The 21,682-nt window shown below is 72.2% G+C and carries 23 protein-coding genes; 7 read left to right on the top strand and 16 right to left on the bottom strand.

What is annotated here, in order from left to right; genetic code table 11:
* Nucleotides 1–5: 5 nt before the first annotated feature.
* The 13 genes from ygfZ to OHT74_RS21430 all read right to left on the bottom strand — a co-directional run bounded on the left by ygfZ (nucleotide 6) and on the right by OHT74_RS21430 (nucleotide 10,058).
* Nucleotides 6–974 carry a CAF17-like 4Fe-4S cluster assembly/insertion protein YgfZ gene (ygfZ, locus tag OHT74_RS21485; RefSeq protein WP_266665982.1) on the bottom strand — a complete coding sequence of 323 codons (969 nt, stop codon included), beginning with the start codon at nucleotides 972–974 and terminating at the stop codon, nucleotides 6–8.
* 33 nt (nucleotides 975–1,007) lie between these two features.
* The gene (locus OHT74_RS21480; RefSeq protein ID WP_266665981.1) at nucleotides 1,008–1,463 is read right to left on the bottom strand and encodes a Fur family transcriptional regulator; all 456 of its coding nucleotides are present in this window, start codon (nucleotides 1,461–1,463) and stop codon (nucleotides 1,008–1,010) included.
* A 78-nt stretch (nucleotides 1,464–1,541) separates the two neighbouring features.
* Complete coding sequence (locus tag OHT74_RS21475; protein WP_266665980.1) at nucleotides 1,542–2,114, bottom strand: FABP family protein; 573 nt, start codon at nucleotides 2,112–2,114, stop codon at nucleotides 1,542–1,544.
* A 274-nt stretch (nucleotides 2,115–2,388) separates the two neighbouring features.
* Complete coding sequence (locus tag OHT74_RS21470) at nucleotides 2,389–3,312, bottom strand: hypothetical protein (protein ID WP_328621086.1); 924 nt, start codon at nucleotides 3,310–3,312, stop codon at nucleotides 2,389–2,391.
* Entirely contained in the window at nucleotides 3,309–4,223 is a 915-nt protein-coding gene (locus tag OHT74_RS21465) for a hypothetical protein (RefSeq protein ID WP_328621085.1), read from the bottom strand. Before OHT74_RS21465 ends, OHT74_RS21470 begins: the two co-directional genes overlap by 4 nt.
* Nucleotides 4,220–4,993: a hypothetical protein gene (locus OHT74_RS21460; RefSeq protein WP_328621084.1), complete on the bottom strand. Its 774-nt coding sequence runs from the start codon at nucleotides 4,991–4,993 to the stop codon at nucleotides 4,220–4,222. Before OHT74_RS21460 ends, OHT74_RS21465 begins: the two co-directional genes overlap by 4 nt.
* A gap of 113 nt (nucleotides 4,994–5,106) precedes the next feature.
* Complete coding sequence (locus OHT74_RS21455; protein ID WP_030300849.1) at nucleotides 5,107–5,370, bottom strand: DUF3099 domain-containing protein; 264 nt, start codon at nucleotides 5,368–5,370, stop codon at nucleotides 5,107–5,109.
* A 146-nt stretch (nucleotides 5,371–5,516) separates the two neighbouring features.
* On the bottom strand, nucleotides 5,517–5,807 hold the full coding sequence (locus OHT74_RS21450; protein ID WP_266628021.1) for a DUF1416 domain-containing protein: 291 nt from the start codon (nucleotides 5,805–5,807) through the stop codon (nucleotides 5,517–5,519).
* A gap of 58 nt (nucleotides 5,808–5,865) precedes the next feature.
* On the bottom strand, nucleotides 5,866–6,711 hold the full coding sequence (locus OHT74_RS21445) for a sulfurtransferase (protein WP_328621083.1): 846 nt from the start codon (nucleotides 6,709–6,711) through the stop codon (nucleotides 5,866–5,868).
* Between the two features lie 216 nt (nucleotides 6,712–6,927).
* On the bottom strand, nucleotides 6,928–7,011 hold the full coding sequence (locus OHT74_RS42160) for a putative leader peptide (protein WP_350206375.1): 84 nt from the start codon (nucleotides 7,009–7,011) through the stop codon (nucleotides 6,928–6,930).
* A 162-nt stretch (nucleotides 7,012–7,173) separates the two neighbouring features.
* Nucleotides 7,174–7,884, bottom strand: coding sequence for an LmeA family phospholipid-binding protein (locus OHT74_RS21440; protein ID WP_266995463.1), 711 nt, complete (start codon nucleotides 7,882–7,884; stop codon nucleotides 7,174–7,176).
* Between the two features lie 118 nt (nucleotides 7,885–8,002).
* Nucleotides 8,003–9,271 carry a hypothetical protein gene (locus OHT74_RS21435; RefSeq protein WP_443047719.1) on the bottom strand — a complete coding sequence of 423 codons (1,269 nt, stop codon included), beginning with the start codon at nucleotides 9,269–9,271 and terminating at the stop codon, nucleotides 8,003–8,005.
* A 532-nt stretch (nucleotides 9,272–9,803) separates the two neighbouring features.
* On the bottom strand, nucleotides 9,804–10,058 hold the full coding sequence (locus tag OHT74_RS21430; RefSeq protein WP_266665974.1) for a MoaD/ThiS family protein: 255 nt from the start codon (nucleotides 10,056–10,058) through the stop codon (nucleotides 9,804–9,806).
* 462 nt (nucleotides 10,059–10,520) lie between these two features.
* On the opposite strand from OHT74_RS21430, the gene OHT74_RS21425 reads away from it, so the two are divergent.
* The 5 genes from OHT74_RS21425 to OHT74_RS21405 all read left to right on the top strand — a co-directional run bounded on the left by OHT74_RS21425 (nucleotide 10,521) and on the right by OHT74_RS21405 (nucleotide 16,100).
* Nucleotides 10,521–11,324, top strand: a complete 804-nt coding sequence (locus tag OHT74_RS21425) for a response regulator transcription factor (protein ID WP_266665973.1) — start codon at nucleotides 10,521–10,523, stop codon at nucleotides 11,322–11,324.
* Nucleotides 11,325–11,348: 24 nt separating this feature from the next.
* Entirely contained in the window at nucleotides 11,349–12,371 is a 1,023-nt protein-coding gene (locus OHT74_RS21420; protein ID WP_266665972.1) for a LacI family DNA-binding transcriptional regulator, read from the top strand.
* Between the two features lie 334 nt (nucleotides 12,372–12,705).
* On the top strand, nucleotides 12,706–13,863 hold the full coding sequence (locus OHT74_RS21415; RefSeq protein ID WP_328621082.1) for a S1C family serine protease: 1,158 nt from the start codon (nucleotides 12,706–12,708) through the stop codon (nucleotides 13,861–13,863).
* 51 nt (nucleotides 13,864–13,914) lie between these two features.
* On the top strand, nucleotides 13,915–14,667 hold the full coding sequence (locus OHT74_RS21410; protein WP_266665970.1) for a response regulator transcription factor: 753 nt from the start codon (nucleotides 13,915–13,917) through the stop codon (nucleotides 14,665–14,667).
* Nucleotides 14,664–16,100 (top strand): sensor histidine kinase, encoded by a 1,437-nt coding sequence (locus OHT74_RS21405; RefSeq protein ID WP_266665969.1) that lies wholly within the window; start codon nucleotides 14,664–14,666, stop codon nucleotides 16,098–16,100. The genes OHT74_RS21410 and OHT74_RS21405 overlap by 4 nt, the downstream gene beginning before the upstream one ends.
* Here OHT74_RS21405 and OHT74_RS21400 read toward each other — a convergent pair.
* The gene (locus tag OHT74_RS21400; RefSeq protein WP_328621081.1) at nucleotides 16,080–16,970 is read right to left on the bottom strand and encodes a phosphatidylinositol-specific phospholipase C; all 891 of its coding nucleotides are present in this window, start codon (nucleotides 16,968–16,970) and stop codon (nucleotides 16,080–16,082) included. The two genes, OHT74_RS21405 and OHT74_RS21400, sit on opposite strands and share 21 nt — an antisense overlap.
* Before the next feature lie 102 nt (nucleotides 16,971–17,072).
* Complete coding sequence (locus tag OHT74_RS21395; protein ID WP_266665967.1) at nucleotides 17,073–17,642, bottom strand: TetR/AcrR family transcriptional regulator; 570 nt, start codon at nucleotides 17,640–17,642, stop codon at nucleotides 17,073–17,075.
* 127 nt (nucleotides 17,643–17,769) lie between these two features.
* On the opposite strand from OHT74_RS21395, the gene OHT74_RS21390 reads away from it, so the two are divergent.
* Nucleotides 17,770–18,555 carry an alpha/beta fold hydrolase gene (locus tag OHT74_RS21390; RefSeq protein WP_328621080.1) on the top strand — a complete coding sequence of 262 codons (786 nt, stop codon included), beginning with the start codon at nucleotides 17,770–17,772 and terminating at the stop codon, nucleotides 18,553–18,555.
* 141 nt (nucleotides 18,556–18,696) lie between these two features.
* Here OHT74_RS21390 and OHT74_RS21385 read toward each other — a convergent pair whose 3' ends face one another.
* The gene (locus OHT74_RS21385; protein WP_328621079.1) at nucleotides 18,697–20,511 is read right to left on the bottom strand and encodes a bifunctional metallophosphatase/5'-nucleotidase; all 1,815 of its coding nucleotides are present in this window, start codon (nucleotides 20,509–20,511) and stop codon (nucleotides 18,697–18,699) included.
* A 175-nt stretch (nucleotides 20,512–20,686) separates the two neighbouring features.
* Between OHT74_RS21385 and mshD the strand changes: the two genes are divergently transcribed.
* Nucleotides 20,687–21,619 carry a mycothiol synthase gene (mshD, locus tag OHT74_RS21380; RefSeq protein WP_266665964.1) on the top strand — a complete coding sequence of 311 codons (933 nt, stop codon included), beginning with the start codon at nucleotides 20,687–20,689 and terminating at the stop codon, nucleotides 21,617–21,619.
* Nucleotides 21,620–21,682 lie beyond the last annotated feature (63 nt).

The raw sequence follows: 21,682 nt of genomic DNA, 5'->3' as shown, positions 1-21,682 counted from the left end.
GGCTGTTACGGCGCTACGACGACCTCCTGCGCGGCGGCCGTCTTGCCGGCCAGCAGCGGGGCGTCGACCGGCACGTTCCGCTTGACCAGCGCGAGGGCGATCGGGCCCAGCTCGTGGTGGCGGACCGCGGTGGTCACGAAGCCCAGCTGGCGGCCCTCCTCCCCGTCGGCGGCGAGCCGGATCGGGGTGCCGTGCGCCGGGAGGAGCACCTCGGAGCCGTCCAGGTGAAGGAAGACCAGGCGGCGCGGGGGCTTGCCGAGGTTGTGGACGCGGGCCACCGTCTCCTGGCCGCGGTAGCAGCCCTTCTGGAGGTGCACGGCGGTGCCGATCCAGCCCAGCTCGTGCGGGATGGTGCGGTGGTCGGTCTCCAGGCCGAGCCGCGGCCGGTGCGCCTCCACGCGCAGGGCCTCGTACGCGAGGAGCCCGGCGGCGGGGCCGTGCGCGGCGGCGAAGGCCTCCAGCTCGGCGCGGGGCACGAAGACGTCGCGGCCGTGCGCGGTCTCCCGTACGGCGTACTCCTTGGCGACCTCGGCGATGGAGCCGGCCGGCAGGTGTACGACGGCGAAGTCGGCGGTGCGGTCGGCGACTTCGACGCGGTAGAAGAACTTCATCGACTCCAGGTAGGCGATCAGCGCCTCCTGCGTGCCGGGCTCCACGTGCGCCCACACGGTCTCGCCGTCGTCGACCAGGTAGAGCGCGTGCTCGATGTGGCCGTTGGCGGAGAGGATCAGCGCCTCGGTGGCCTGCCCGGGCGGGAGTTCGGTGAGGTGCTGGGTGAGCAGCAGGTGCAGCCAGCTCAGCCGCTCCGGTCCGGTGACGGTGACGACTCCGCGGTGCGAGAGGTCGACGAAACCGCGGCCGTCCGCGAGCGCGCGTTGTTCGCCGTAGAGCTCTCCGTAGTGGGCGGCGACGCCCTCGTCGCGGCCTTCGGCCGGTACGGCGCCGGGGAGATGGAGCAAGGGGCTGCTGGTCATGCCACCAAGCCTACGACCCGGCCCGGCCCGCTCCTATGCCGGAGCCTCGTGCTGCTTCGCGGCGCACTTCTTGCAGAGTCCGAAGATCGCGAAGTGCTTCATGTCGGTCTCGAAGCCGAAGGTGGCGCGCAGCTTCGCGGTGAACTCGGCGGCGATGTCCACGTCCGCCTCGATCACGTCGGTGCACTCGCGGCAGACCAGGTGGATGTGGTGGTGCCGGTCGGCGAGGTGGTACGTGGGGGCGCCGTGCCCCAGGTGGGCGTGCGAGACGAGCTTCAGCTCCTCCAGGAGCTCCAGCGTCCGGTAGACGGTGGAGATGTTGACTCCGGAGGCGGTCTTGCGCACGTGCGCGAGGATCTCGTCCGGGGTCGCGTGCTCCAGCGTGTCGACCGCTTCCAGGACGAGCTGGCGCTGCGGGGTCAGCCGGTATCCGCGCTGCCGCAGGTCGGTCTTCCAGTCAGCACTGTCGGTGTCTCCGATGGTCCCCACCCGGCCAGTGTAAGCGCGCGAAGGGGACCACGGGCCGGCCCGTGGTCCCCTTCTTGCACAGTCTGTGGACAACCGCCGTCAGCGGAAGAAGGCGATGCCGTCGTCCGGCATGTCCGGGAGGTTGCGCGCCATCTCGGCGACCTCCTCGGGCGTGACGACCTTCTTGAGCTGGGCCGACATGTACGGGCGCAGCTCGACGTCCGGCGTGGCCTTCTCGCCGACCCACATCAGGTCGCTCTTCACGTAGCCGTAGAGCCGCTTGCCGCCGCTGTACGGGCCGGAGGCCGCGGTGCGGGCGACGGCGTCCGTCACCAGGTCGATCTGGGGCTTCTGGTCGGCGAGCTCGCCGTACCAGACCTCGACGACGCCCTGGTCGCGGACCATGACGATCTCGACCTTGCGGTCCTTGTCGATGCGCCAGTAGCCGGACTCGGACTCCAGCGGCCGCACCTTGTTGCCCTCGGCGTCGAGGACCCAGCTGTGGGAGGTGTACTCCAGGAAGTCCCGGCCGTCGTGGCCGAAGACGACTTCCTGGCCGAAGTTGCACTTCTCTTCACCGGGGAAGTCGAAGACGCCCGCGCCCTCCCACGTGCCGAGGAGGAAGGCGAGGGGGACGAGGCCCGGGTTCAGGTCGGACGGGATCTGGATCATGTGTGGCTGCTCAGGCGATCTGTGGGGAGGGGTTCCGGGTCCGGGAGGGCGGCCGATCGGAGATCAGCGCTGGCCCTGGTACAGCTTCTTCACTGCGAGGCCGGTGAAGGCGAGCACGCCGACGCAGACCAGAACCAGCAGGGAGGTGAAGAATGCCTCAAGCACGGGGTGCTCCTCGGAGTGATGTGGGCGTGTACGGGGCCGGTCCCCAAGCCTACTGGCCCGGGGACCGGCGCACTCCGTGAGGTAGGCCGCAGCCGCCTCCTGCGGGCGGTCAGCCCAGCAGCTGGCTCTGCAGGACCACCGTCTGGTGGAAGGGAACGGTGGCCACCTCGCCCTTGCGGGTCTGGACGATCACGGCCTGGACGTCACCCGCCTGGAGGCATCCGAGCTTGGTCTGCTCGTCCCCGTTCGCGGGCTTGGGCTCCTGGTACAGGCTGGTGCCGCCGCTTTTGAGCGTGTGGCTGACGGGCTGCCCGTCCATGCTGGGCTGCGTGCTCTTGACCTTGCTCCAGGCCGTGTCCATCTCCAGGGCCGGGGCGCCGGCCAGCTGCGTATTGATGTCGCAGCCGCGGAAGGCGTTCACGAAGCCCGAGGAGTGGAAGCGCAGCAGGTAGACGTGCGTGCGCGTGCCGTCGGCGGTGGTCCAGCCGCGGGCGACGATCTGGCGCAGCCCCTCGAACTCCAGGCCCTCCTTCAGCTTCGCCCGGCCGTCGGGGGCGTACTCCTCCAGGAAGGCGTCGGTGGAGACCAGCTGGCCCTTGTCCGCCTTGAGCCCGGCATCCGGCTCGGCGCCCTCGGGCGCCGGCAGCAGCAGACCGGTGAGCGGCGCGTAGTGCGTCTCGTCCTTGTTGTCCTTGCCCGCGGGCAGCGGGGCGCCGGCGGGCAGCGCGGGCTTGGCCAGGACCGGGTAGGCCCAGCGGCCGTCGTCCTGGGTGGACAGGCCGGGGAGGTCGGTGCGCTCGGCCCGGCTGATCCCGTACGCAACACCTGTGCCGACGGCGGCGAAGACGACGGCGGCCGCCGTCCAGCGGAGTGCGGCGAACGGCTTGCGGCGGTCCTTGGGGGCGGCCGGTACCGCTGCTTCTGCCGGTGCCGCCGGCTCGGCGACCGGTACGAGCGTGTCGGCGCCGGCGGGCTGCTCCTCCGGGGCGGGCTCCGCCGCGGGGGCGGTGTCGGCGGTGTTCTGCTCGGTCACACGGACTCCCCGGGGGACTTCAGGTGGTTCAGCTGCTGCTTGAACAGGTCTGCGGCGTCGTTCGCGGAAAGGGGCTTCGGCCCGTACATCCGGAAGCTCACCAGCACATCGCCCTGGAGGGCCTCGCAGTCGATCGTGTCGATCTTGTTCTGGTCCTCCTGCTTCTCCTTGCCGAGGACCGACACCGAACACTTGGCGTCGGGGAAGCCCTCGATCTTCGGCGCGTCGCGGCCGCCGCCGGTCAGCTCGAGGATCTTCCTGCTGAACTCGGAGAGCTTCGCGAGGGCCTGCGGATCGGCCTGGGTGAGCTGGATCTCCATCACCAGCTGTTCGCTGGACCGGTGGTAGCTGCGTCCGGCCACGCCTTTGAGCTTCAGGCCGGCCAGCGCCGCGTCCCGTTCCGCCCGCTCGGCGCCGGAGAGCCCGGTGCGCGCGTCCTTGACGGCCTGGAGCGCCCGCTCGCCCGACACGTAGAAGTCGTTGCCCTCGGCGTCGAGGTCGGGGCCGAGCTCGAATTCGGCGGTGACCGGCAGCAGCTTGCCCGTCAGCTCGTTCGGCGGCACGGTCGCGACCGGTTCCGGCGTACCGGTGGGCCTGGGATCGGCGCCCGCCGCGACCCAGTACCGGGTCGGCGCGGTGCGGTCGGCGTCGGCGATCCGCCCGGCGGCCCAGAGGGCGCCGCCGGCGAGGACGGCGATGCCGAGCCCGCCCGCGATCAGCGCCACGGTCCGGCGGCTCCGCGCCCGCGGCGCGGCGGCCTGCGTCACCTCGGGGGCAGTTACCTCGGGGGCAGTCGCCTCGGGTGCAGTCACCTCGGGTGCAGTCACCTCGGTCGCTGCGGCCGGCCCGGTCGCCTCGGCCGGCCCGGTCGCTGCGGCCGTCACGTCCTTGCTGTCCTGCGGGTCGCTCACAGCCGCTCCCACTGTCGCTTGGCGATCTCGACGATGTCCTTCTCGTCGAGGACGCCGCGGTTGTTCATGTAGCTGATCTCCATGACGATGTCGCCGCGCCGGGCGAGGACCCGGGCCGACTTCGTCGGGAGGTAGCCCGGCTTCTCCCGCTGCCCCGAGTCCACCCACAGGTGGCCGAAGCCGGCGGGCACGCCGGGCAGGTCCTTGCCGGAGTTGCCCGCGTACCGCTCCTCCACCAGGTAGTCGTGGGCGTGCTGGTACCAGTCGGCACCGGAGCGGTCTCGGTACTGGAAGAGCCGGACGGTGACGAAGTTCCGGTCGTCCTGCGCCCACTCCAGCTCGGCGATCCGCCGTACGTCCTGCCGGAGCTGGCTGCGAAGGCCGCTGCCCGGCTCCTTGTAGTAGTCCGCCGAGAACGCGTCCGGGGACACCGTCCCCGAGGAGCGGACCTCCACCCCGGCCGGGGCCTCGATCAGCAGCTTCGTCAGATCGTCGTCCGTCTTGTGCCAGCGGTTGGCGTTGAGGGCGCGGGTGCTCGTCGACTCGTTCGGAGCCTGCGGCTTCGGCTCGTCGATCTTCTGCTGCGCCAGCGGCGGCAGCGGGGTGGGCTCGCGGTCGTACTGGATCGCGTAGCCGGTGACCGTGCCCGCGAGCACGCCGAGTACGGCGGCGCCGGCGATCAGGAGGACCGTACGGCTGCGGCCGCGGGGGCGGCGGGCGGCGGTCTCCTCCCCTTCCGGCTGCTCAGGAAGGGTCTGTTCGTGTTCCAAGGAAGTCCCCCCACAGGACGTGAGGCACTGGGTGGTTACCCGTGCGTACCCATGACCCGTCCCTGAGGGGAGCAGTTGTACGAATGCTTATTACGTTTTGATGTCTCGGGGTTTCAATCCTCGTGACGCCGCTTTCCGTCCAGTTCGTCCCACCACTCGTCGGACTTCGGGTCGCCCGAGGGGTCGTCCCACCAGCGGTCGTCCGGCCCGCGCCGGTTCGCGATCATCGCGGCGACCGGCGGGATGACCATGGCGACCACGCACAGGGCCACGGCCGCCTCGACCGAGAACAGCCGCACGAAGGACCAGGCGGAGACGAACAGGAAGATGCAGCCGCCCATGAGGAGGAAGTAGACGCGGCGCCGCCGGGCGTACATGCCTCCATGGTAGAGCCGCAGGCTGGGGTCCCCCCGGACGGAGTCCGGGGAAGGCGCGAAGGGCCGCACCCCGTTCCAGTGGCGTCCAACCCCTGGGGTGCGGCCCTCCGGCCGGTTCGGCTACCGCTGCGTGCGCAGCGCGGTCGTCAGACCGCGATCGCCACGTCCGTCACGCCGCCGGCCTCGGCCACGACCACGGCGCGGTCCGCCTGGGCGCCGGGGACCAGCGCCCGCAGGGTCCACTGGCCGGTCGCCGCGTAGAAGCGGAACTGGCCGGTCGCCGAGGTCGGGACCTCGGCCGTGAACTCGCCGGTCGAGTCGAGCAGGCGCACGTACCCGCTGATGGGCTCGCCGTCCTTGGTCACCTGACCCTGGATGGCGGTCTCACCGGGCTTGAGCGTCGCGAGGTCGGGCCCGCCGATCTGTGCTCCACACATGTTCTCTGTCCTGTCCTAGAGAGGTCGTACGGTCTACGGGGCGTCGCGTGCCCGGGAACTACTTGTTGGCGCCGAGCTCGATCGGCACGCCGACCAGGGAGCCGTACTCGGTCCAGGAGCCGTCGTAGTTCTTGACGTTCTCCTGGCCCAGGAGCTGGTGCAGGACGAACCAGGTCAGCGCGGAGCGCTCACCGATGCGGCAGTACGCGATGGTGTCCTTCGACAGGTCGACCTGCTCGGCCTCGTAGAGGGCGGTCAGCTCCTCGTCGGACTTGAAGGTGCCGTCGTCGTTGGCGTTCTTCGACCACGGGATGTTGCGGGCGCTCGGCACGTGGCCGGGGCGCTGCGACTGCTCCTGCGGGAGGTGCGCCGGGGCGAGCAGCTTGCCGGAGAACTCGTCGGGCGAGCGGACGTCGACCAGGTTCAGGGAGCCGATCGCGGCCACGACGTCGTCGCGGAACGCGCGGATCGAGGTGTCCTGCGGCTGGGCCTTGTACTCGGTTGCCGGGCGGTTCGGGACCTCGGTGCCGTCGACCAGGTCGCGGGAGTCGAGCTCCCACTTCTTGCGGCCGCCGTCGAGGAGGCGGACGTTCTGGTGGCCGTACAGCTTGAAGTACCAGTAGGCGTAGGACGCGAACCAGTTGTTGTTGCCGCCGTAGAGGACGACCGTGTCCTCGTTGGAGATGCCCTTGGCGGAGAGGAGCTTCTCGAAGCCCTCCTGGTCCACGAAGTCGCGGCGGACCGGGTCCTGGAGGTCCTGCTTCCAGTCGATCCGGACGGCGTTGGTGATGTGGTTCTTGTCGTACGCGGACGTGTCCTCGTCCACCTCGACGATCACGACGTCGGCGTCGTTCAGGTGGGCCTCGACCCAGTCGGCGTCTACGAGGACGTCGCTGCGGCTCATGGTGTTCTCCTCCGGGGCAGTGTGCGGCGGGGCGTGCTGTGCAGGTGCAGGTGCTGCGGAGCGGTCTGCGGGTGCTGGGTGCTGCTGGTGCGTGCCGCTGCGGGTGCGCCCTCGGATCACTGCGCGGGGAGGCGTCAGCGGATAGGAGGGGGCGGCTGCGGTGCGGTCACGCGGGAAGGACGGTCGTCCGGCTGATGGAGCGGAAGCGCTCACAGGTCACATGGATCGACAGAGCATGGCGGCGACGCGACACAGGTCTACTGCCCGTCGCTTCGTGAGGTCCGCCTGCTGATGCTTCATAGCCATGGATCGTAGGGACGAATCGGCCGCCCTGTCACCGGTGTGTCATATTCCGAGACAGGATCGTCCGGATACTGGGATGCACATGCCCCCGGGCAGCTGCCGCACCGCCTCCGGGGGCCTTCGTACGGCCCGTCCTTCTACGGATCGGACCGTACCGTCTCACGATCCGGCCAGCACCACGTCCGAGCCGGTCAGCGTGAGGTGGACTCCGGCCTCGTCCGAGGTCAGCGTGGCCAGCTTGAGCCCGGACGGCAGCCCGCCGTCGAGCCGGCGGTCGAAGTCGGTCTTCTTGCGGACCGCGCCCTCGATCCCGGGCAGGCCCTCACCGGGCACCTCGTCGGCCCGGACCCGGACCATCTTGCCGCCGCCCGGGGCGTCCACGAGCGTGACCGTCGACACCACGCTGGGGGAGAGCTTGCGGCCGAGGACCTCCACGGCCGCCGTGACCTTCACCTTGCCCGGCGCCCCGCCGTAGGTGACCGTCACACCGGTCTGCGAGGCCTCGGTCAGGTCCTGGTACGTGACGAGGGCCGTGCCCTCGGCCCGCTCGGCGGTACCTCCGCTGTAGTCCCCGTTCAGCTTCACGCTGCGGAAACTGGCGTCGAGCTGCGAGAGCCGCGTCTTGCGGCCGTCCGAGACGGCCTCGACGCCCTTCAGCTTCACGTCGACGCGGTCGAGGTCGTGGCTGAGCGCCTGGGTCAGGAACGGGAACCCGTGGATGTCCACCTCGGTGCTCCCCGCCAGCCCCTGGCGGGCCTGGATGCGCTCGGCCAGCCGGTTCTCGGCATAGTTGACCGCCCAGCGGTCGGCGCCCGCGAACAGCGCGCCCAGCACCACTCCGATGATCACAACGACACGCAGGAACCGCACGTGCCCCTCCCCCTGTAGATCGGTACGTGCGTTCTAGTGGACCATGATCGGCCGTACGGAGGCCGTCAGCGGCGGTGTGACTCCTGCCGCGGTCGGCCTCCGTACGGGAGATCCGGTCTCAGCCGACCACCCGTCCGATCAGGTAGACGGCGGGAGCGGCGGCCGCCAGCGGCAGCGCGACACCGGCCGTCATGTGCACGAACTTGGACGGGTAGTCGTACGCGGCCACGCGCAGCCCGATCAGCGCGCACACCCCGGCGGCCAGGCCGACCAGCGCCCCGCCCACCCCGACGGAGGTCATTTCGCCGACCGCGATGCCGGCGCCGGTGGCCGCGGCCAGCGAGACGCCGACGGAGGCCGGCGTCGGCAGCGGCAGCGCGCGGGTGAACACGGCGACCGCGACGGCCGCGGCGCCGACGCTGACGGCGGCGGAGTCGGCGGCCAGGTAGCCGGCGCACGCGATGGCCAGCGCGGCGGAGGCCACGGAGGCCATGAGCCCGTACATCCGCTCGTCGGGGTCGGCGTGGCTGCGCAGCTGGAGGACCAGCGTGAGCAGCACCCAGGCCCCGAGGGTGCCGATGATCGCGCCGGGCCCGTACGAGTCGTCCACGGCGAGCACGGCGCCGTCGGCGACGAGCGCCCCGAGGAAGGCGAGGGCGATGCCCTGCCGGGCGGGCCACATGCCGTTGAGCCGGAACCAGCCGGCCGCGGTGAGCGCCTGGAGGGCGACCAGCGGGGCGAGCAGCGCGAGGTCCCCGACGGCGGCGGCACCGGCCAGCAGCAGCCCGAGGGCGGCGGTCAGTATGGCCGGCTGCGGGCCGGGGTCGATGATCGGCGACCGGCCCTCGGCGCGCGCCTGGGCGGGGTCGACGGCGCGCACGGTGTTGCCGGCGAGGGTGGGCGGGGAGTACTCGGGCTCCTCGCCCGGGACCTCGGAGCCGAGGGTTGCGACGGCGCCGGCCGGGGCGGCGGGCTGTGCCGCCGGAGCGGGGGCGGCCGTGGCGGCCGGCTCCTCGGGACCGGGGTACGGCGGCAGGAAGGCGGTCTGCTCGGCCGCGTCACCCGCGGGGGCGACGGCGGCCTGGGGCGGGAGGTAGGCCGTCTGCTCGGCGGCGGAACCCTCGGCCCACGACGCCCCCGGGCCACCGCTCGGCGGCCACTCGGCAGCAGGGTCCTGGACGTGGGCAGCGGGCGCCTCGTCCTGGAGGCTGCCCGGCTGCCAGCCGGCTGCGGGAGCCTGGGCAGCGGGCGCCTCGTCGCGGAACCAGCCCTCGGGCGCCATGGGCTGCGCCTGCGGCTGCGGGTCGGCCGCGCCGGGGCCGGGATAGGGCGGCAGGTACGCGGTCTCGGCGGCCGCCGGTGCCTCGGGGCCGGGGTACGGCGGCAGGTAGGCCGTCTGCTCGGCGGCACCGGCCGCCTGGGGCGGGAGGTAGGCCGTCTGCTCGGCGGCGGAACCCTCGGCCCAGGCCGCGCCCGGGCCACCGCTCGGCGGCCACTCGGCCGCGGGGGCCGGGGCCTGGGCGGCGGGCGCCTCGTCCCGGAACCAGCCCTCGGGAGCGACCGGCTGCGGCTGCGGGTCGGCTGCCGCCGGGCCCGGGTAGGGCGGCAGGTACGCCGCCTGCTCGGCCACGGCTCCGGACCCGTCCGGCCACTGCGCACCGGCGCCGCCCTGGGCCCAGCCCTCGGGGGCCTGGGCCTGCGGGGCCGGCGCCTCGTCGCGGAACCAGCCCTCGGGCGTCACGGGCTGGCCGGGCAGCGCGCCCAGCGGCGGCTGGACCGGCTGGCCGGGCTGGACCTCGTGGACCGGCTGGTAGCCGGTGTCCCAGGTGTCCGACTGCCAGGTCTGGGTCCCGTACGGGTCCTGCCGGCGCTGCTGCTGCTGGTGCTGGTGTTCCTCGGGAGTGCTCATCGGTTTCCGCTCACCCGCCCGCGAACGGCGGAAGCACCTCGACGGTGCCCCCCTCGGTCAGCGGAACGGCATCGTGCGGGCGCTTGCCCACGGGCTCTTCGTTCACGAGGAAGGAGCAGCGCTGCAGGACCCGGGTCAGCTCACCGGGGTGGCGTTCCCGCACGGCGTCGAGCGCCTCGGCCAGTGTCTGCGCCGAGTACGGCTCCTCCGCCGTCTTGGCCGCGGCCTTGGCCGCCGCCCAGAAGCGGATGGTTCCGGTTGCCACTGCAGCTCCTATCGTCGGCTCTCTACCGTCGGCCTCCATGATGACCCCTCCCGCCCGGTGATCCGGCGTGCCCCCGCGCGCGCCATGTGCGCCCCGCGTGCGCCCGGACGGCCTGCCGTACGCCCATCGATCCGGTGAAACCCGGGCATAAGCTGGGCGTAAAGGTGGCATGAACCACAGAAGGGCGGTGGCCGAAGCCTCGGCCCCGCACCGGCGGGTGGGCTATTCTGCTGGCGAGAGGATCCGGGCAACGTTGCCCCCGGGTCCTTTTGTGCTTTCAGCACGTTGAACGGACCGAGAACAGTGGTGTCCTTCCGGGCCTCAGGGCGCGGGGACCGGCGAGGCACCACACGCACCACGTACGAAGCAGTACCGCGAAAGTCCTCGACGGGACCGAGGAGGAACCGACGTGATGGACCAGCGAACCGTGCAGAACCGCTCGACCTGGGCAGGTGGTCGGGCATGAGCTCTCTCCTGCTGCTGACCAATGCCCTGCAGCCGTCCACCGAGGTGCTGCCCGCCCTCGGCCTGCTGCTGCACAACGTCCGGGTGGCCCCCGCCGAGGGCCCCGCGCTCGTGGACACCCCCGGCGCGGACGTCATCCTCGTCGACGGCCGCCGCGATCTGCCGCAGGTGCGCTCGCTGTGCCAGCTGCTCCGCTCCACCGGCCCCGGCTGTCCGCTGATCCTCGTCGTCACGGAGGGCGGCCTCGCCGCCGTCACCGCCGACTGGGGCATCGACGACGTCCTTCTCGACACCGCGGGCCCGGCCGAGGTGGAGGCGCGGCTGCGCCTCGCCACCGGCCGCCAGCAGCTGGGCTCCGACGACTCCCCGATGGAGATCCGCAACGGCGACCTGTCGGTCGACGAGGCGACGTACTCGGCGAAGCTGAAGGGCCGGGTCCTCGACCTCACCTTCAAGGAGTTCGAGCTCCTCAAGTACCTCGCGCAGCACCCGGGCCGGGTCTTCACCCGGGCCCAGCTGCTCCAGGAGGTCTGGGGGTACGACTACTTCGGCGGCACCCGGACGGTGGACGTCCACGTACGGCGGCTGCGCGCGAAGCTCGGCCCCGAGCACGAGTCGCTGATCGGTACGGTCCGCAACGTCGGCTACCGCTTCGTCACGCCGGAGAAGGTGGAGCGGGCGGCAGCGGAGGCGGCGGCCCAGGCTGCCGCGAAGGCCGCGGCGCAGGCGTCGGCCGGCGTCCCCCGTATGGAGGAACCTCCTGTGATCGCCCAGTCGGCAGGACGGCCTGCCCAGAGGTAGGTCACCCCGCGTAGACTCCCGAGCGTGGCCAAGGTGACGCGGGATGACGTTGCACGACTTGCGGGTACGTCTACCGCCGTCGTGAGCTACGTCATCAACAACGGACCCCGGCCGGTCGCCCCGGCCACGCGCGAGCGTGTACTCGCCGCGATCAAGGAGCTGGGCTACCGCCCGGACCGGGTCGCCCAGGCGATGGCGTCACGGCGCACCGACCTCATAGGCATGATCGTCCCCGATGCGCGCCAGCCGTTCTTCGCAGAGATGGCGCACGCGGTCGAGCAGGCCGCCGCCGAGCGCGGAAAGATGGTCCTGGTCGGGAACTCCGACTACCGGGACGAGCGCGAGGTGCACTACCTGCGGGCCTTCCTCGGGATGCGGGTCTCCGGGCTGATCCTGGTCAGCCAGGGCATGAGCGAGCGGGCGGCCTCGGAGATCGAGGCGTGGGACGCGCGTGTGGTGCTGCTGCACGAGCGGCCGGAGGCGATCGACGACGTCGCCGTCGTCACGGACGACATCGGCGGCGCGCAGCTCGCCACCCGCCACCTGCTCGAGCACGGGCACGAGTACGTCGCCTGCATCGGCGGGGTGGAGAACACCCCGTCGGTCGGCGACCCGGTCGCCGACCACGTGGAGGGCTGGCGCCGGGCGATGCAGGAGTCGGGCCGCTCGACGGAAGGCCGGCTCTTCGAGGCGCCGTACAACCGGTACGACGCGTACCGGGTCGCGCTGGAGGTCCTCGCCGGCCCGGACCGGCCGCCGGCCATCTTCTGCGCGACGGACGACCAGGCGATCGGTGTGCTGCGGGCTGCGCGGGAGCTGCGCATCGACGTGCCGGGGGAGCTGGCGGTGGCCGGCTTCGACGACGTCAAGGAGGCGGCCCTGACGGACCCGCCGCTGACGACGATCGCCTCGGACCGCCCGGCCATGGCGCGGGCCGCGGTGGACCTCGTCCTGGACGACGCCCTCCGCGTGGCCGGCTCCCGCCGGGAACGCCTGAAGCAGTTCCCGTCGGCCCTGGTGGTCCGCCGCTCCTGCGGCTGCCACTGACTCCTTTTTGACGCGACCCTCACACCGCTCGGCGCCGGGGCGCCTCCCGGGCTTCGGCTCGCTGCGCTGGGGGCACCTCCCAGCGGTAGCTGGGGGAGACTCCGTCCGTCGGCCCCCTGGCCGGGATACTCCACCCCGCGGCGCCGGCTCCACCTGTGGGGCCGCTGCGCGGGGCCTCTCGCCCGGACCCCACAGATCCCCGGGCTCTGCCCGGGCCCGCGCATCAAACGCCGGCGAGGCCGAGAGGCCGGCTTGTGTCGGGCATACGCGGTTCTGTCGGGCTTCTCAGGGGGGACTCAGGAAGCTCTCATCATCCGGGGACAGAGTCGTAGTCATGACCGAGAGCTTCCGCCGCGACGGCGAGTACCCGCAGGAGAACGGCCCGACCCAGAGCGCGCCCCTCGGCGGGGCCTACCCGCCGCCGCCCGCCTACCCGCCCCCGGCGGCACCCGGCTGGCACGAGGCGCACCGGCCCCCGGCAGTCCCCGCGTCCCCTGAGGGCACCGCGCACCAGCCCCCGGCAGCCCCCGCAACCACCGCATCCCCGGAGGGCCCCGCGCACGCCGCGCGGGCCCGGCGGCCCGTCGCGCTGCTCGCCGCGGTGGCGCTGGCCGCCGCCGTCGTCGGGGGTGGCACCGCCGCCGCCGTACAGCAGCTGCTCGGCAGCCAGGGCCGCACCGGTGGCGGAGTCACCGGCACCAACGTCTCGCAGTCCAACAGCGGGACCGTCTCCGGAGTCGCCGAGAACGTCAGCCCCTCCGTCGTGCGGATCGACACCCGCACCGGTTCGGGCCAGGGCACCGGCTCCGGCATCGTGGTCACCGCAGACGGCGAGATCGTCACCAACAACCACGTGGTCGACGGCGCCACCGAGATCCAGGTCACGATGAGCGACGGCAAGAAGTACACGGCCAAGACCGTCGGCACCGACCCCGACAAGGACCTCGCCCTCATCAAGCTCCAGGGCGCCGGTGGCCTCAAGCCGGCCAGGCTCGGGGACTCCGACGGCCTCAAGGTCGGCGACCAGGTCGTCGCCATCGGCTCCCCCGACCGCCTCACCGGCACGGTCACCAGCGGCATCGTCTCGGCCCTGAACCGCGAGGTCAACGTGCCCAAGTCCGAGCAGCAGACACCCCAGCGGCAGCGGAGCGACGGCGGCGGCTGGCCGTTCTCGTACGACGGTCGGCAGTTCAACGGGAACACCGGATCGAACACCACCTCGTACAAGGCCATCCAGACGGACGCCTCCCTCAACCCGGGCAACTCCGGCGGCGCCCTCGTCAACATGAACGGCGAGATCGTGGGCATGCCCTCCGCGATCTACTCCCCCTCGAGCGACGGCTCCACCGCCGGCAGCGTCGGCCTCGGCTTCGCCATCCCGGTGAACACGATCAAGGCCGACCTGGCCTCCCTCCGCAAGGGCGGCACGGGCCATGCCGGCAACGACAACAGCGGCGGCGGCGCCGCCGACGGCTTCGGGACCTCGTACTAGGCGCCCCGTGCGAGCCTGGTACGACCGACCACGACCCCTGGGGGAGCGCAGATGAATCCGGCCGAAGGCGACCCGCACCGCATCCTCGTCGTCGACGACGAGCCCGCCGTGCGGGAGGCGCTGCGCCGCAGCCTCGCCTTCGAGGGGTACGCCGTACAGACCGCCGTCGACGGGCTCGACGCCCTCGACAAGGCGGCCTCGTACGACCCCGGCCTGATCGTCCTCGACATCCAGATGCCCCGGATGGACGGCCTCACGGCGGCCCGCCGGCTGCGCGCCTCCGGCAGCACCACCCCGATCCTGATGCTCACCGCCCGCGACACCGTCGGCGACCGCGTCACCGGCCTCGACGCGGGCGCCGACGACTACCTCGTCAAGCCCTTCGAGCTCGACGAGCTCTTCGCCCGCGTCCGCGCCCTGCTGCGCCGCAGCGCGTACGCCGCCCCGCGGCCCGGCGGTGCGGAGACCGAGGAGACGGACACCCTCGCCTTCGGCGACCTGCGCATGGACCTCGCCACCCGCGAGGTCACCCGATCCGGGCGCCGGGTGGAGCTGACCCGCACCGAGTTCACGCTGCTCGAGATGTTCCTGGCGCACCCGCGCCAGGTGCTGACCCGCGAGCAGATCCTCAAGACCGTCTGGGGCTTCGACTTCGAACCCAGCTCCAACTCCCTGGACGTGTACGTCATGTACCTGCGCCGCAAGACCGAGGCCGGCGGCGAGCCCCGCCTGGTCCACACCGTGCGCGGGGTGGGTTACGTCCTGCGCGCCGCCGGGGCCGGCGACTCCGGAGGGCCCGAGTGAGCCCGGTCGCCCGGTTCCGTGCGCTGCCGCTGCGCTCGCGGCTCGCGCTGCTGGTCACGGTCGCGGTGGCGGTTGCCGTCGCGGCGGTCGCCGTCGTCAGCTGGTTCATGGTCCGTACGCAGCTGAAGGGCCAGCTGGACAGCTCGCTGCGCTCCACCAACGCGAGCGCGCAGGCCAACCAGACGCTGCCGCAGCTCGGCTGCCGGGAGCAGGTGCCCGGCGCCATCGTGAACAACCTGAGCGCGCAGGTGCAGATCGTCCTGCCCACGGGCGGGCGCTGCTGGGTGGACGGCAAGAACACCCTCCCGGTGACGGGGTACGACCTCGAGGTCGCCCGGGGCGAGCGCGGCCCGGTGCTGTACGACGGCCACACCACGGACGGCACGCCCGTACGGGTCTACACGCAGCCGGTGAACGTCACCGGCCCGGTGGGCGGCAGTGTCGCCATCTCGGTCGCCAAGCCGCTCGCCGACATCGAGAAGCCGCTGTCCACCCTGGCCTGGGTGCTGCTCTTCGTCTGCGGGGTCGGCGTCGTCGGCGCGGGCGCGGCCGGCCTGTGGGTGGCCCGTACGGGGCTGCGGCCGGTCGACGAACTCACGGGCGCCGTCGAGCACATCGCCCGGACCGAGGACCTCACGGTGCAGATCCCGCACGACGGCGACGACGAGATCGCCCGCCTGTCACGGTCCTTCAACTCCATGACGGCCGCCCTCGCCTCCTCCCAGGAGCGGCAGGCCCAGCTGATCGCGGACGCCGGCCACGAGCTGCGCACCCCGCTGACCTCCCTGCGCACCAACATCGAGCTGCTCGCGCGCAGCGAGGAGACCGGCCGGGCCATTCCGCCCGAGGACCGCAAGGAACTGCTGGCCTCGGTCAAGGCGCAGATGACGGAGCTGGCCGCGCTGATCGGGGACCTCCAGGAGCTGTCCCGCCCGGACGCGGCCCCGCCCGCCAGGCTGGAGGTGGTGGCCCTGCACGAGATCGCGCGGAGCGCGCTGTCCCGTGCCCGGCTGCGCGGCCCCGAGCTGCACTTCACCGACGAGATCGCGCCCTGGTACGTACGGGGCGAGGCGGCGGCGCTGGAGCGGGCGGTGGTCAACGTCCTGGACAACGCGGTGAAGTTCAGCCCGCCGGGCGGCGCGGTGGAGGTCTCGCTGCGGGCGGGCGAGCTGACCGTACGCGACCACGGGCCCGGTATCCCGGCGGAGGACCTGCCGCACGTGTTCGAGCGGTTCTGGCGGTCCGAGTCCGCACGGGCCCTGCCGGGCAGCGGGCTGGGCCTGTCGATCGTGGACCGTACGGTGCGCCGCGCGGGCGGCAGCGTCGAGCTGCGGGCGGCCCCCGCCGGCGGCCCGGGCACGGAGGCGGTGCTCCGCATCCCGGGCGCCCCGGCGCCTCCGCCGGAGCAGCCGTCAGTTGTGCCGGATCAGTGAGGCGACCAGGCCGGAGCGGGTGCCCGGGAAGTCCATCGGGACGATGCCCAGCCCGGTCCGGCCGGCCAGCTCCCCGCCGTCGACGAACGAGTGCACCTGCGGGCCCAGACGGTCGGAGTTCCAGCGCGGCGGCATGTACGCCGAGGTGCTGGTGTAGTTCACGAAGAGCTTGCCGGGCTGCTGGACGGCCCGGCGGAACTGGTTCTCGATCTTGCCGCGCTTGGCGAAGGGCTCGGCGTTCCAGTCGTCCTGGATGTCGAAGACGTTGCCGTCGCCGTAGCGCAGGCCGGGCAGGCCGCCGTTGTCGGCGAGCAGGACCACCTTGCCGCGTGCCTGGCCGAGGGCGGGCAGGGTGTCGGCGATCCGGAACAGCGGGCGCCAGCCCCGGTGGTCGAGGTAGTTGTCGAAGACGGCGCGGAAGGTGGCGTCGCTGTCCTCGGAGTACTCCTGCTTGAGCCGCATCAGCACGGTCTCGGAGGGGTGCGCGGCGAGAAAGTTCGCGCAGGCGACGAGTACGTCCCCGAACATCAGGTCCTGGAAGAAGGCCGCGTGGTGGATGGCGAACGAGCCGCCGGTGACGCGGCAGCGGACGTCCAGGAACCGGATCCCGGAGTCGAGCTGCTGGGCGATCGAGATGTTCTGGCAGGCGACGTAGAGCCCGCCCTTGGTGGCGCCCGAGTCGTGGGTGCCGGGGATGGTCATCCGCTGGAGCGCGGTCGCGTCCCCGAGCCCGGCCATCCATTCCTGAGTGGACAGAGCCTGCGTGCCGAGCGTACGGGCCGAGGCCGCACCCGCCGCTCCGAGGCCCACGGCCGCACCCGCGCCCGCCGCCATCGCCCCGACCAGAAATGCCCGACGATCCAGTGCCATGTCCGCCCCTTTGCCGACCCGGTGGTGGATTCCCAGCCGCGGCTGGGAGGTGCCCCCGGATTCTGGCGTGCGGGACCGGCCTTTACTACCCTTCGGTAGCGCTCACCTTTCGAGCAACTCGGCCATGGCGCGCAGCCCTTGGGCGAGCTCCCGCCCGTTCGGCGCCTGCTCCGGGTCCGTCAGGGTCTGCACCATCACCCCGGTCAGCAGCGCGATGTGCACCGACCCGAGGGCCCGTACGTCCTCCTCGGCGACCGCGTCCTCGGGGACACCGCGCAGCTGCGCGGCCACCATGCGGCGGGAGCGGCGCTGGCCCTCGGCGAGGGCCGCGAGCAGCTCGGGCGAGGACTGCGCGTGGACGAAGGCCTCGACGTTGGCGATCCACAGCCAGCGCATGTCGCCGAAGTCCTGGATCTTGCGGTCCCAGGTGTCGGCGTACCGCTCCTCGGTGGTGTCGCCCTGGCCGGCCAGTCGGCCGGACCCGGCGGCCCACTCGTCCATGGCGGCGAACAGGGCGAGGTTGAGCAGGGCCTCGCGCGAGCCGAAGTGGTAGCCGATCGCGGCCATGCTCACCTTCGACGCCGAGGCGATGTCGCGCACGGTCGTGCGCAGGTACCCCTTCTCCTCCAGGCAGCGGCGCGCTCCGGCCAGCAGGTCCTCGCGATTTCCCATGCCGGGATCGTAGCCGCGCACGATATTGCGCAAGCGCCCAATACAAACGTATTGCGCGCTTGCCCAAATCCTGGCAGGCTCGGATCACGCCACCGTCACCGCAGGACACACAGGGGAGAGCGGAACCATGCGCCACACGCTGACGATCGACGGCCGCACGTTGTCGTACCGGGACTTCGGCGGCCCGGGCCGCCCGCTGCTCGCCCTGCACGGGGGCCTGTCCGAAGGCCTTGCCTTCGCCGGCCTCGCCGACGCCCTGCACGACGCGTGGCGGGTCATCGCCCCCGACCAGCGGGGCCACGGCGACTCCGACCGGGCCGCCGACTACGGCCGCGCCGGATACGTCTCCGACGCCGTCGCGCTGCTCGACCACCTCGGCCTCGACGCCCCCGTCGCCGTCCTCGGCTACTCCCTCGGCGGGCTCAACGCCGTCCACCTGGCCGCCGCCCACCCCCACCGGATCTCGGCGCTCATCGACGTGGACGCCACCGTCGAGGTCCACCCCGTCCCGGAGGGAGCGGTCTTCGACTTCCTCAAGGACATGCGGTACACCGCTCCCACCCGCGAGGAGCTCCTCGCCGCGGCCGGGCCGGTGGGCTCCCGGTTCGTCGACCGGGTGCTGCGCCCGCTCCCCGCCGGCGAGGGCTGGCGGCTCCCGTTCCACCCGCAGGACATGCTCGACTCCATCGAAGGCTGCCGCGGCGACCACTGGGACGCCTGGCTCGCGAGCACCTGCCCGGCCGTGCTGATCCACGGCACCGGCAGCCAGGCGCTCAGCCAGGACACCGCCGACGCGATGGTCGCCCGGCGGCCCGGGACCTCGTACACGCCCCTGGAGGGGGACCACTTCGTGCCGTTCACGGACCCGGCGGGCTTCCACCAGGCCGTGGGCAAGTTCCTCGCGACGCTCTGACGGCCGCGACGGCCCCGTCACGGGGGTACGGGGCGAACACCGAAGGGGCGGCGGGCCGCAGGGGCCCGCCGCCCCTTCGGGCGTGGCTGCTGTGGTGTACAGGCCGTCGCAGGCGCTGTACGCAGGTGCTGTACGCAGGTGTTACTTGACGACCGTGATGCGGTCCGCCGCCGGCGGGGCGATCGGAGCGGCCGAGGTCGACTTCGCCAGGTAGGTGTTGAACGCCTCCAGGTCGGGCACGCCGACCAGCTTGTTCTTGTGCTCCTTCAGGACGGTGAAGCCGTCACCGCCGCCCGCGAGGAACTCGTTCATCGCGACCCGGTAGGTCTTGGCGGGGTCGATCGCCGCGCCGTTCAGCTTCACCGAGTCCACGACGATGCGGTCCGCGCCCGTCTTCGTCATGTCCAGGGTGTAGGTGAAGCCCTTCGAGACCTGGAGGATCTTCGGGTTCGGGCCGTTGACCGTGCCGCTGACCTGCTGCTGGAGCGCGGTGATCAGCTGCGCGCCCGTCAGGTCGACGATGTTCATCAGGTTGTTGAACGGCTGGACCGTGTAGGACTCGCCGTACGTCACGACCCCGTCGCCCTCGGCGCCCGCGGCCTTGTAGGCCAGGTCGGCACGGATGCCGCCCGGGTTCATGATGGCCAGCTGCGCGCCGCCCTTGGCCGCCGGGGCCGTGGCCTCCAGCTGCGCGTCGGCGATCAGGTCGCCGAGCGGCTTCTCGGGCGCCTCGGAGCCGCGGCCCGCGATGTCCGCCGAGATGTAGCCCATCGGACGGCTGGCGACCGGGGCGGCCAGCGCGTTCCAGCGGGTGATCAGCTCGGTCATGTCCGGGGCCTTGGGCTGGTCCCGGGTGACGGCCTTGGTGACCGGCTTGGGCGCGGAGACCGCGGTGCGGACGATGTCCTTGGTCTGGCGGTCGTACGTCAGCGTGGTGTCCGTGAACGCGCGGCCGTAGGAGGCGGCCGAGGTCACCATGCGCGGGTTGCCCGCCGGGTCGGGGATGTTGCAGGCGTACGCCTGGTGCGTGTGGCCGGTGACCAGCGCGTCCACCTTCGGGTCGATGTTCTTCGCGATGTCCACGATGGCGCCCGAGACGCCGGCGCCGGCACCCGGGACGTTGCAGTCGTAGTTGTACGCGCCGCTCGCGGGCAGGCCGCCCTCGTGGATCAGCGCGACGATCGACTTCACGCCCTGCTTGTCCAGCTCGGCGGCGTACTTGTTGATCGTCTCGACCTCGTCGCCGAACTTGAGGCCCTTGACCCCGTCGGCGGTCACGACGTCCGGAGTGCCCTCCAGGGTGACGCCGATGAAGCCGATCTTCACGTCGCCCTTCTTCCAGATGAAGGTGGGCGACATCAGCGGGCGCTTGGTCTTCTCGTCGGTGACGTTCGCGGCGAGGTACTTGAACTCGGTGCCCGTGTACTCCTTGCCGTACTCGAAGCAGCCGTCGACCGGGTGGCAGCCGCCGTACGCCATGCGGCGCAGCTCGGTCTTGCCCTCGTCGAACTCGTGGTTGCCGACGCTGGTGACGTCCAGCTTCAGCTTGTTCAGCGCCTCGACGGTGGGCTCGTCGTGGAAGAGACCGGACAGCATCGGGCTGCCGCCGATCATGTCACCGGCCGCGGCCGTGACGGAGTACTCGTGGCCCTTGCGGGCCTCGCGCAGGCTGGTCGCCAGGTACTCGACACCACCGGCGGGTATCGCCTTGGTGGTGCCGTCCGCCTGACGCTCGCTCACGGTGCCGGAGGAGCCCTGCGGCGGCTCCAGCGTGCCGTGGAAGTCGTTGAACGACAGCATCTGCACATCGACGGTGCGGCTCTTGCCGGCACCGCCACCACTCGCGGCACCGGCCGGCAGTGCGGCCGCGACCATCGCTCCGGCCCCGGCCGTGACGGCGAGAGCGGCGAAGGTCAACCGGCGGGTTCGGCGGTGCCGTTGTGGCGTCGCTGACATTTAGTCCCCTTTTGGACAGCGGTAAAACTCGGGAGGTCGGCGGCAGCCTATGGTCAACGCGCGTAGCACGACAGGGGGTACGGGTGTCGGCCTGGTTACACGTAGAAGACGGCTCACCGTCGGCCCGCTGCACGCACACCACCGCAGGCGCCTTCCGCGGTCGTACGCTCGACGTATGACTGACGACGCAGCAGCGGCCCTGGAGCCGGGACGCCAGATTGAGACCCTCGACGAGCTGACGGAGGAACAGGCCGAAGCCGTGCTCGCCCTCATCGAGGACGCGGCGCGCACGGACGGCACCACCGCCGTGTCCGAGCAGGGCCGCCTCCAGCTGCGCGGCGGGCGCCGCGAGGGGATCCGGCACTTCCTGCTCACCGAGCGGGGCCGGCTCGCCGGGTACGGGCAACTGGAGGACACCGACCCGGTGGAGGCCCCCGCCGCCGAGCTCGTCGTCCACCCCGCACTGCGCGGGCGCGGGCACGGACGGGCGCTGGGCTCGGCCCTCCTGGCCGCCTCCGGCAAGCGGATCCGGGTGTGGGCGCACGGCGGCAAGTCCGCCGCCCGCCACCTCGCGCAGGTCCTCGGCCTGACCCTGTTCCGCGAGCTGCGCCAGCTGCGCCGCCCGCTCGGCCCGGAGGGACCCCCGCTGCCCGAGGTGGTGCTGCCGGCCGGAGTGACCGTACGGACCTTCGTGCCCGGCGAGGACGACGCGGCCTGGCTCGCGGTCAACGCGGCCGCCTTCGCCCACCACCCCGAACAGGGCGCGCTGACCCAGCGGGACCTGAACGACCGCATCGCGCAGCCGTGGTTCGACCCCAAGGGCTTCTTCCTCGCCGAGCGGGACGGGGAGCTCGTCGGCTTCCACTGGACGAAGGTCCACGCCGAGGAGCGGCTCGGGGAGGTCTACGTGCTCGGCGTCCGCCCCGGCGCCCAGGGCGGCGGCCTCGGCAAGGCCCTCACCGCGATCGGCCTGCACCACCTCGCCGGGGCGGGCCTGCCCACCGCGATGCTGTACGTGGACGCCGACAATCCGGCGGCCCTCGCCGTCTACGAGGGCCTCGGCTTCAGCACCCACGAGGTCGACCTGATGTACCGCACCGAGAGCTGATCCACAGCCCCGGGGGAAGCCCGTACGGGTGCGCCGGGGGCGCCCGGGGCCCGTACGGGTGTA

Source organism: Streptomyces sp. NBC_00354, assembly GCF_036106915.1.
In the GTDB taxonomy this organism is placed as follows: Bacteria; Actinomycetota; Actinomycetes; order Streptomycetales; family Streptomycetaceae; genus Streptomyces.
Note: the sequence above shows the minus strand (reverse complement) of the source record. Positions and strands in the feature narration are given on the sequence as shown.

Coding starts and splice junctions, on each gene's coding strand:
- OHT74_RS21455 (WP_030300849.1), bottom strand. CDS start 5,370: ATGTACGCCCGGCGGCGCCGCGTCTACTTCCTCCTCATGGGCGGCTGC.
- OHT74_RS21385 (WP_328621079.1), bottom strand. CDS start 20,511: ATGTCAGCGACGCCACAACGGCACCGCCGAACCCGCCGGTTGACCTTC.
- ygfZ (WP_266665982.1), bottom strand. CDS start 974: ATGACCAGCAGCCCCTTGCTCCATCTCCCCGGCGCCGTACCGGCCGAA.
- OHT74_RS21475 (WP_266665980.1), bottom strand. CDS start 2,114: ATGATCCAGATCCCGTCCGACCTGAACCCGGGCCTCGTCCCCCTCGCC.
- OHT74_RS21445 (WP_328621083.1), bottom strand. CDS start 6,711: ATGAGCCGCAGCGACGTCCTCGTAGACGCCGACTGGGTCGAGGCCCAC.
- OHT74_RS21425 (WP_266665973.1), top strand. CDS start 10,521: ATGAGCTCTCTCCTGCTGCTGACCAATGCCCTGCAGCCGTCCACCGAG.
- mshD (WP_266665964.1), top strand. CDS start 20,687: ATGACTGACGACGCAGCAGCGGCCCTGGAGCCGGGACGCCAGATTGAG.
- OHT74_RS21390 (WP_328621080.1), top strand. CDS start 17,770: ATGCGCCACACGCTGACGATCGACGGCCGCACGTTGTCGTACCGGGAC.
- OHT74_RS21415 (WP_328621082.1), top strand. CDS start 12,706: ATGACCGAGAGCTTCCGCCGCGACGGCGAGTACCCGCAGGAGAACGGC.
- OHT74_RS21410 (WP_266665970.1), top strand. CDS start 13,915: ATGAATCCGGCCGAAGGCGACCCGCACCGCATCCTCGTCGTCGACGAC.
- OHT74_RS21395 (WP_266665967.1), bottom strand. CDS start 17,642: ATGGGAAATCGCGAGGACCTGCTGGCCGGAGCGCGCCGCTGCCTGGAG.
- OHT74_RS21450 (WP_266628021.1), bottom strand. CDS start 5,807: ATGTGTGGAGCACAGATCGGCGGGCCCGACCTCGCGACGCTCAAGCCC.
- OHT74_RS21400 (WP_328621081.1), bottom strand. CDS start 16,970: ATGGCACTGGATCGTCGGGCATTTCTGGTCGGGGCGATGGCGGCGGGC.
- OHT74_RS42160 (WP_350206375.1), bottom strand. CDS start 7,011: ATGAAGCATCAGCAGGCGGACCTCACGAAGCGACGGGCAGTAGACCTG.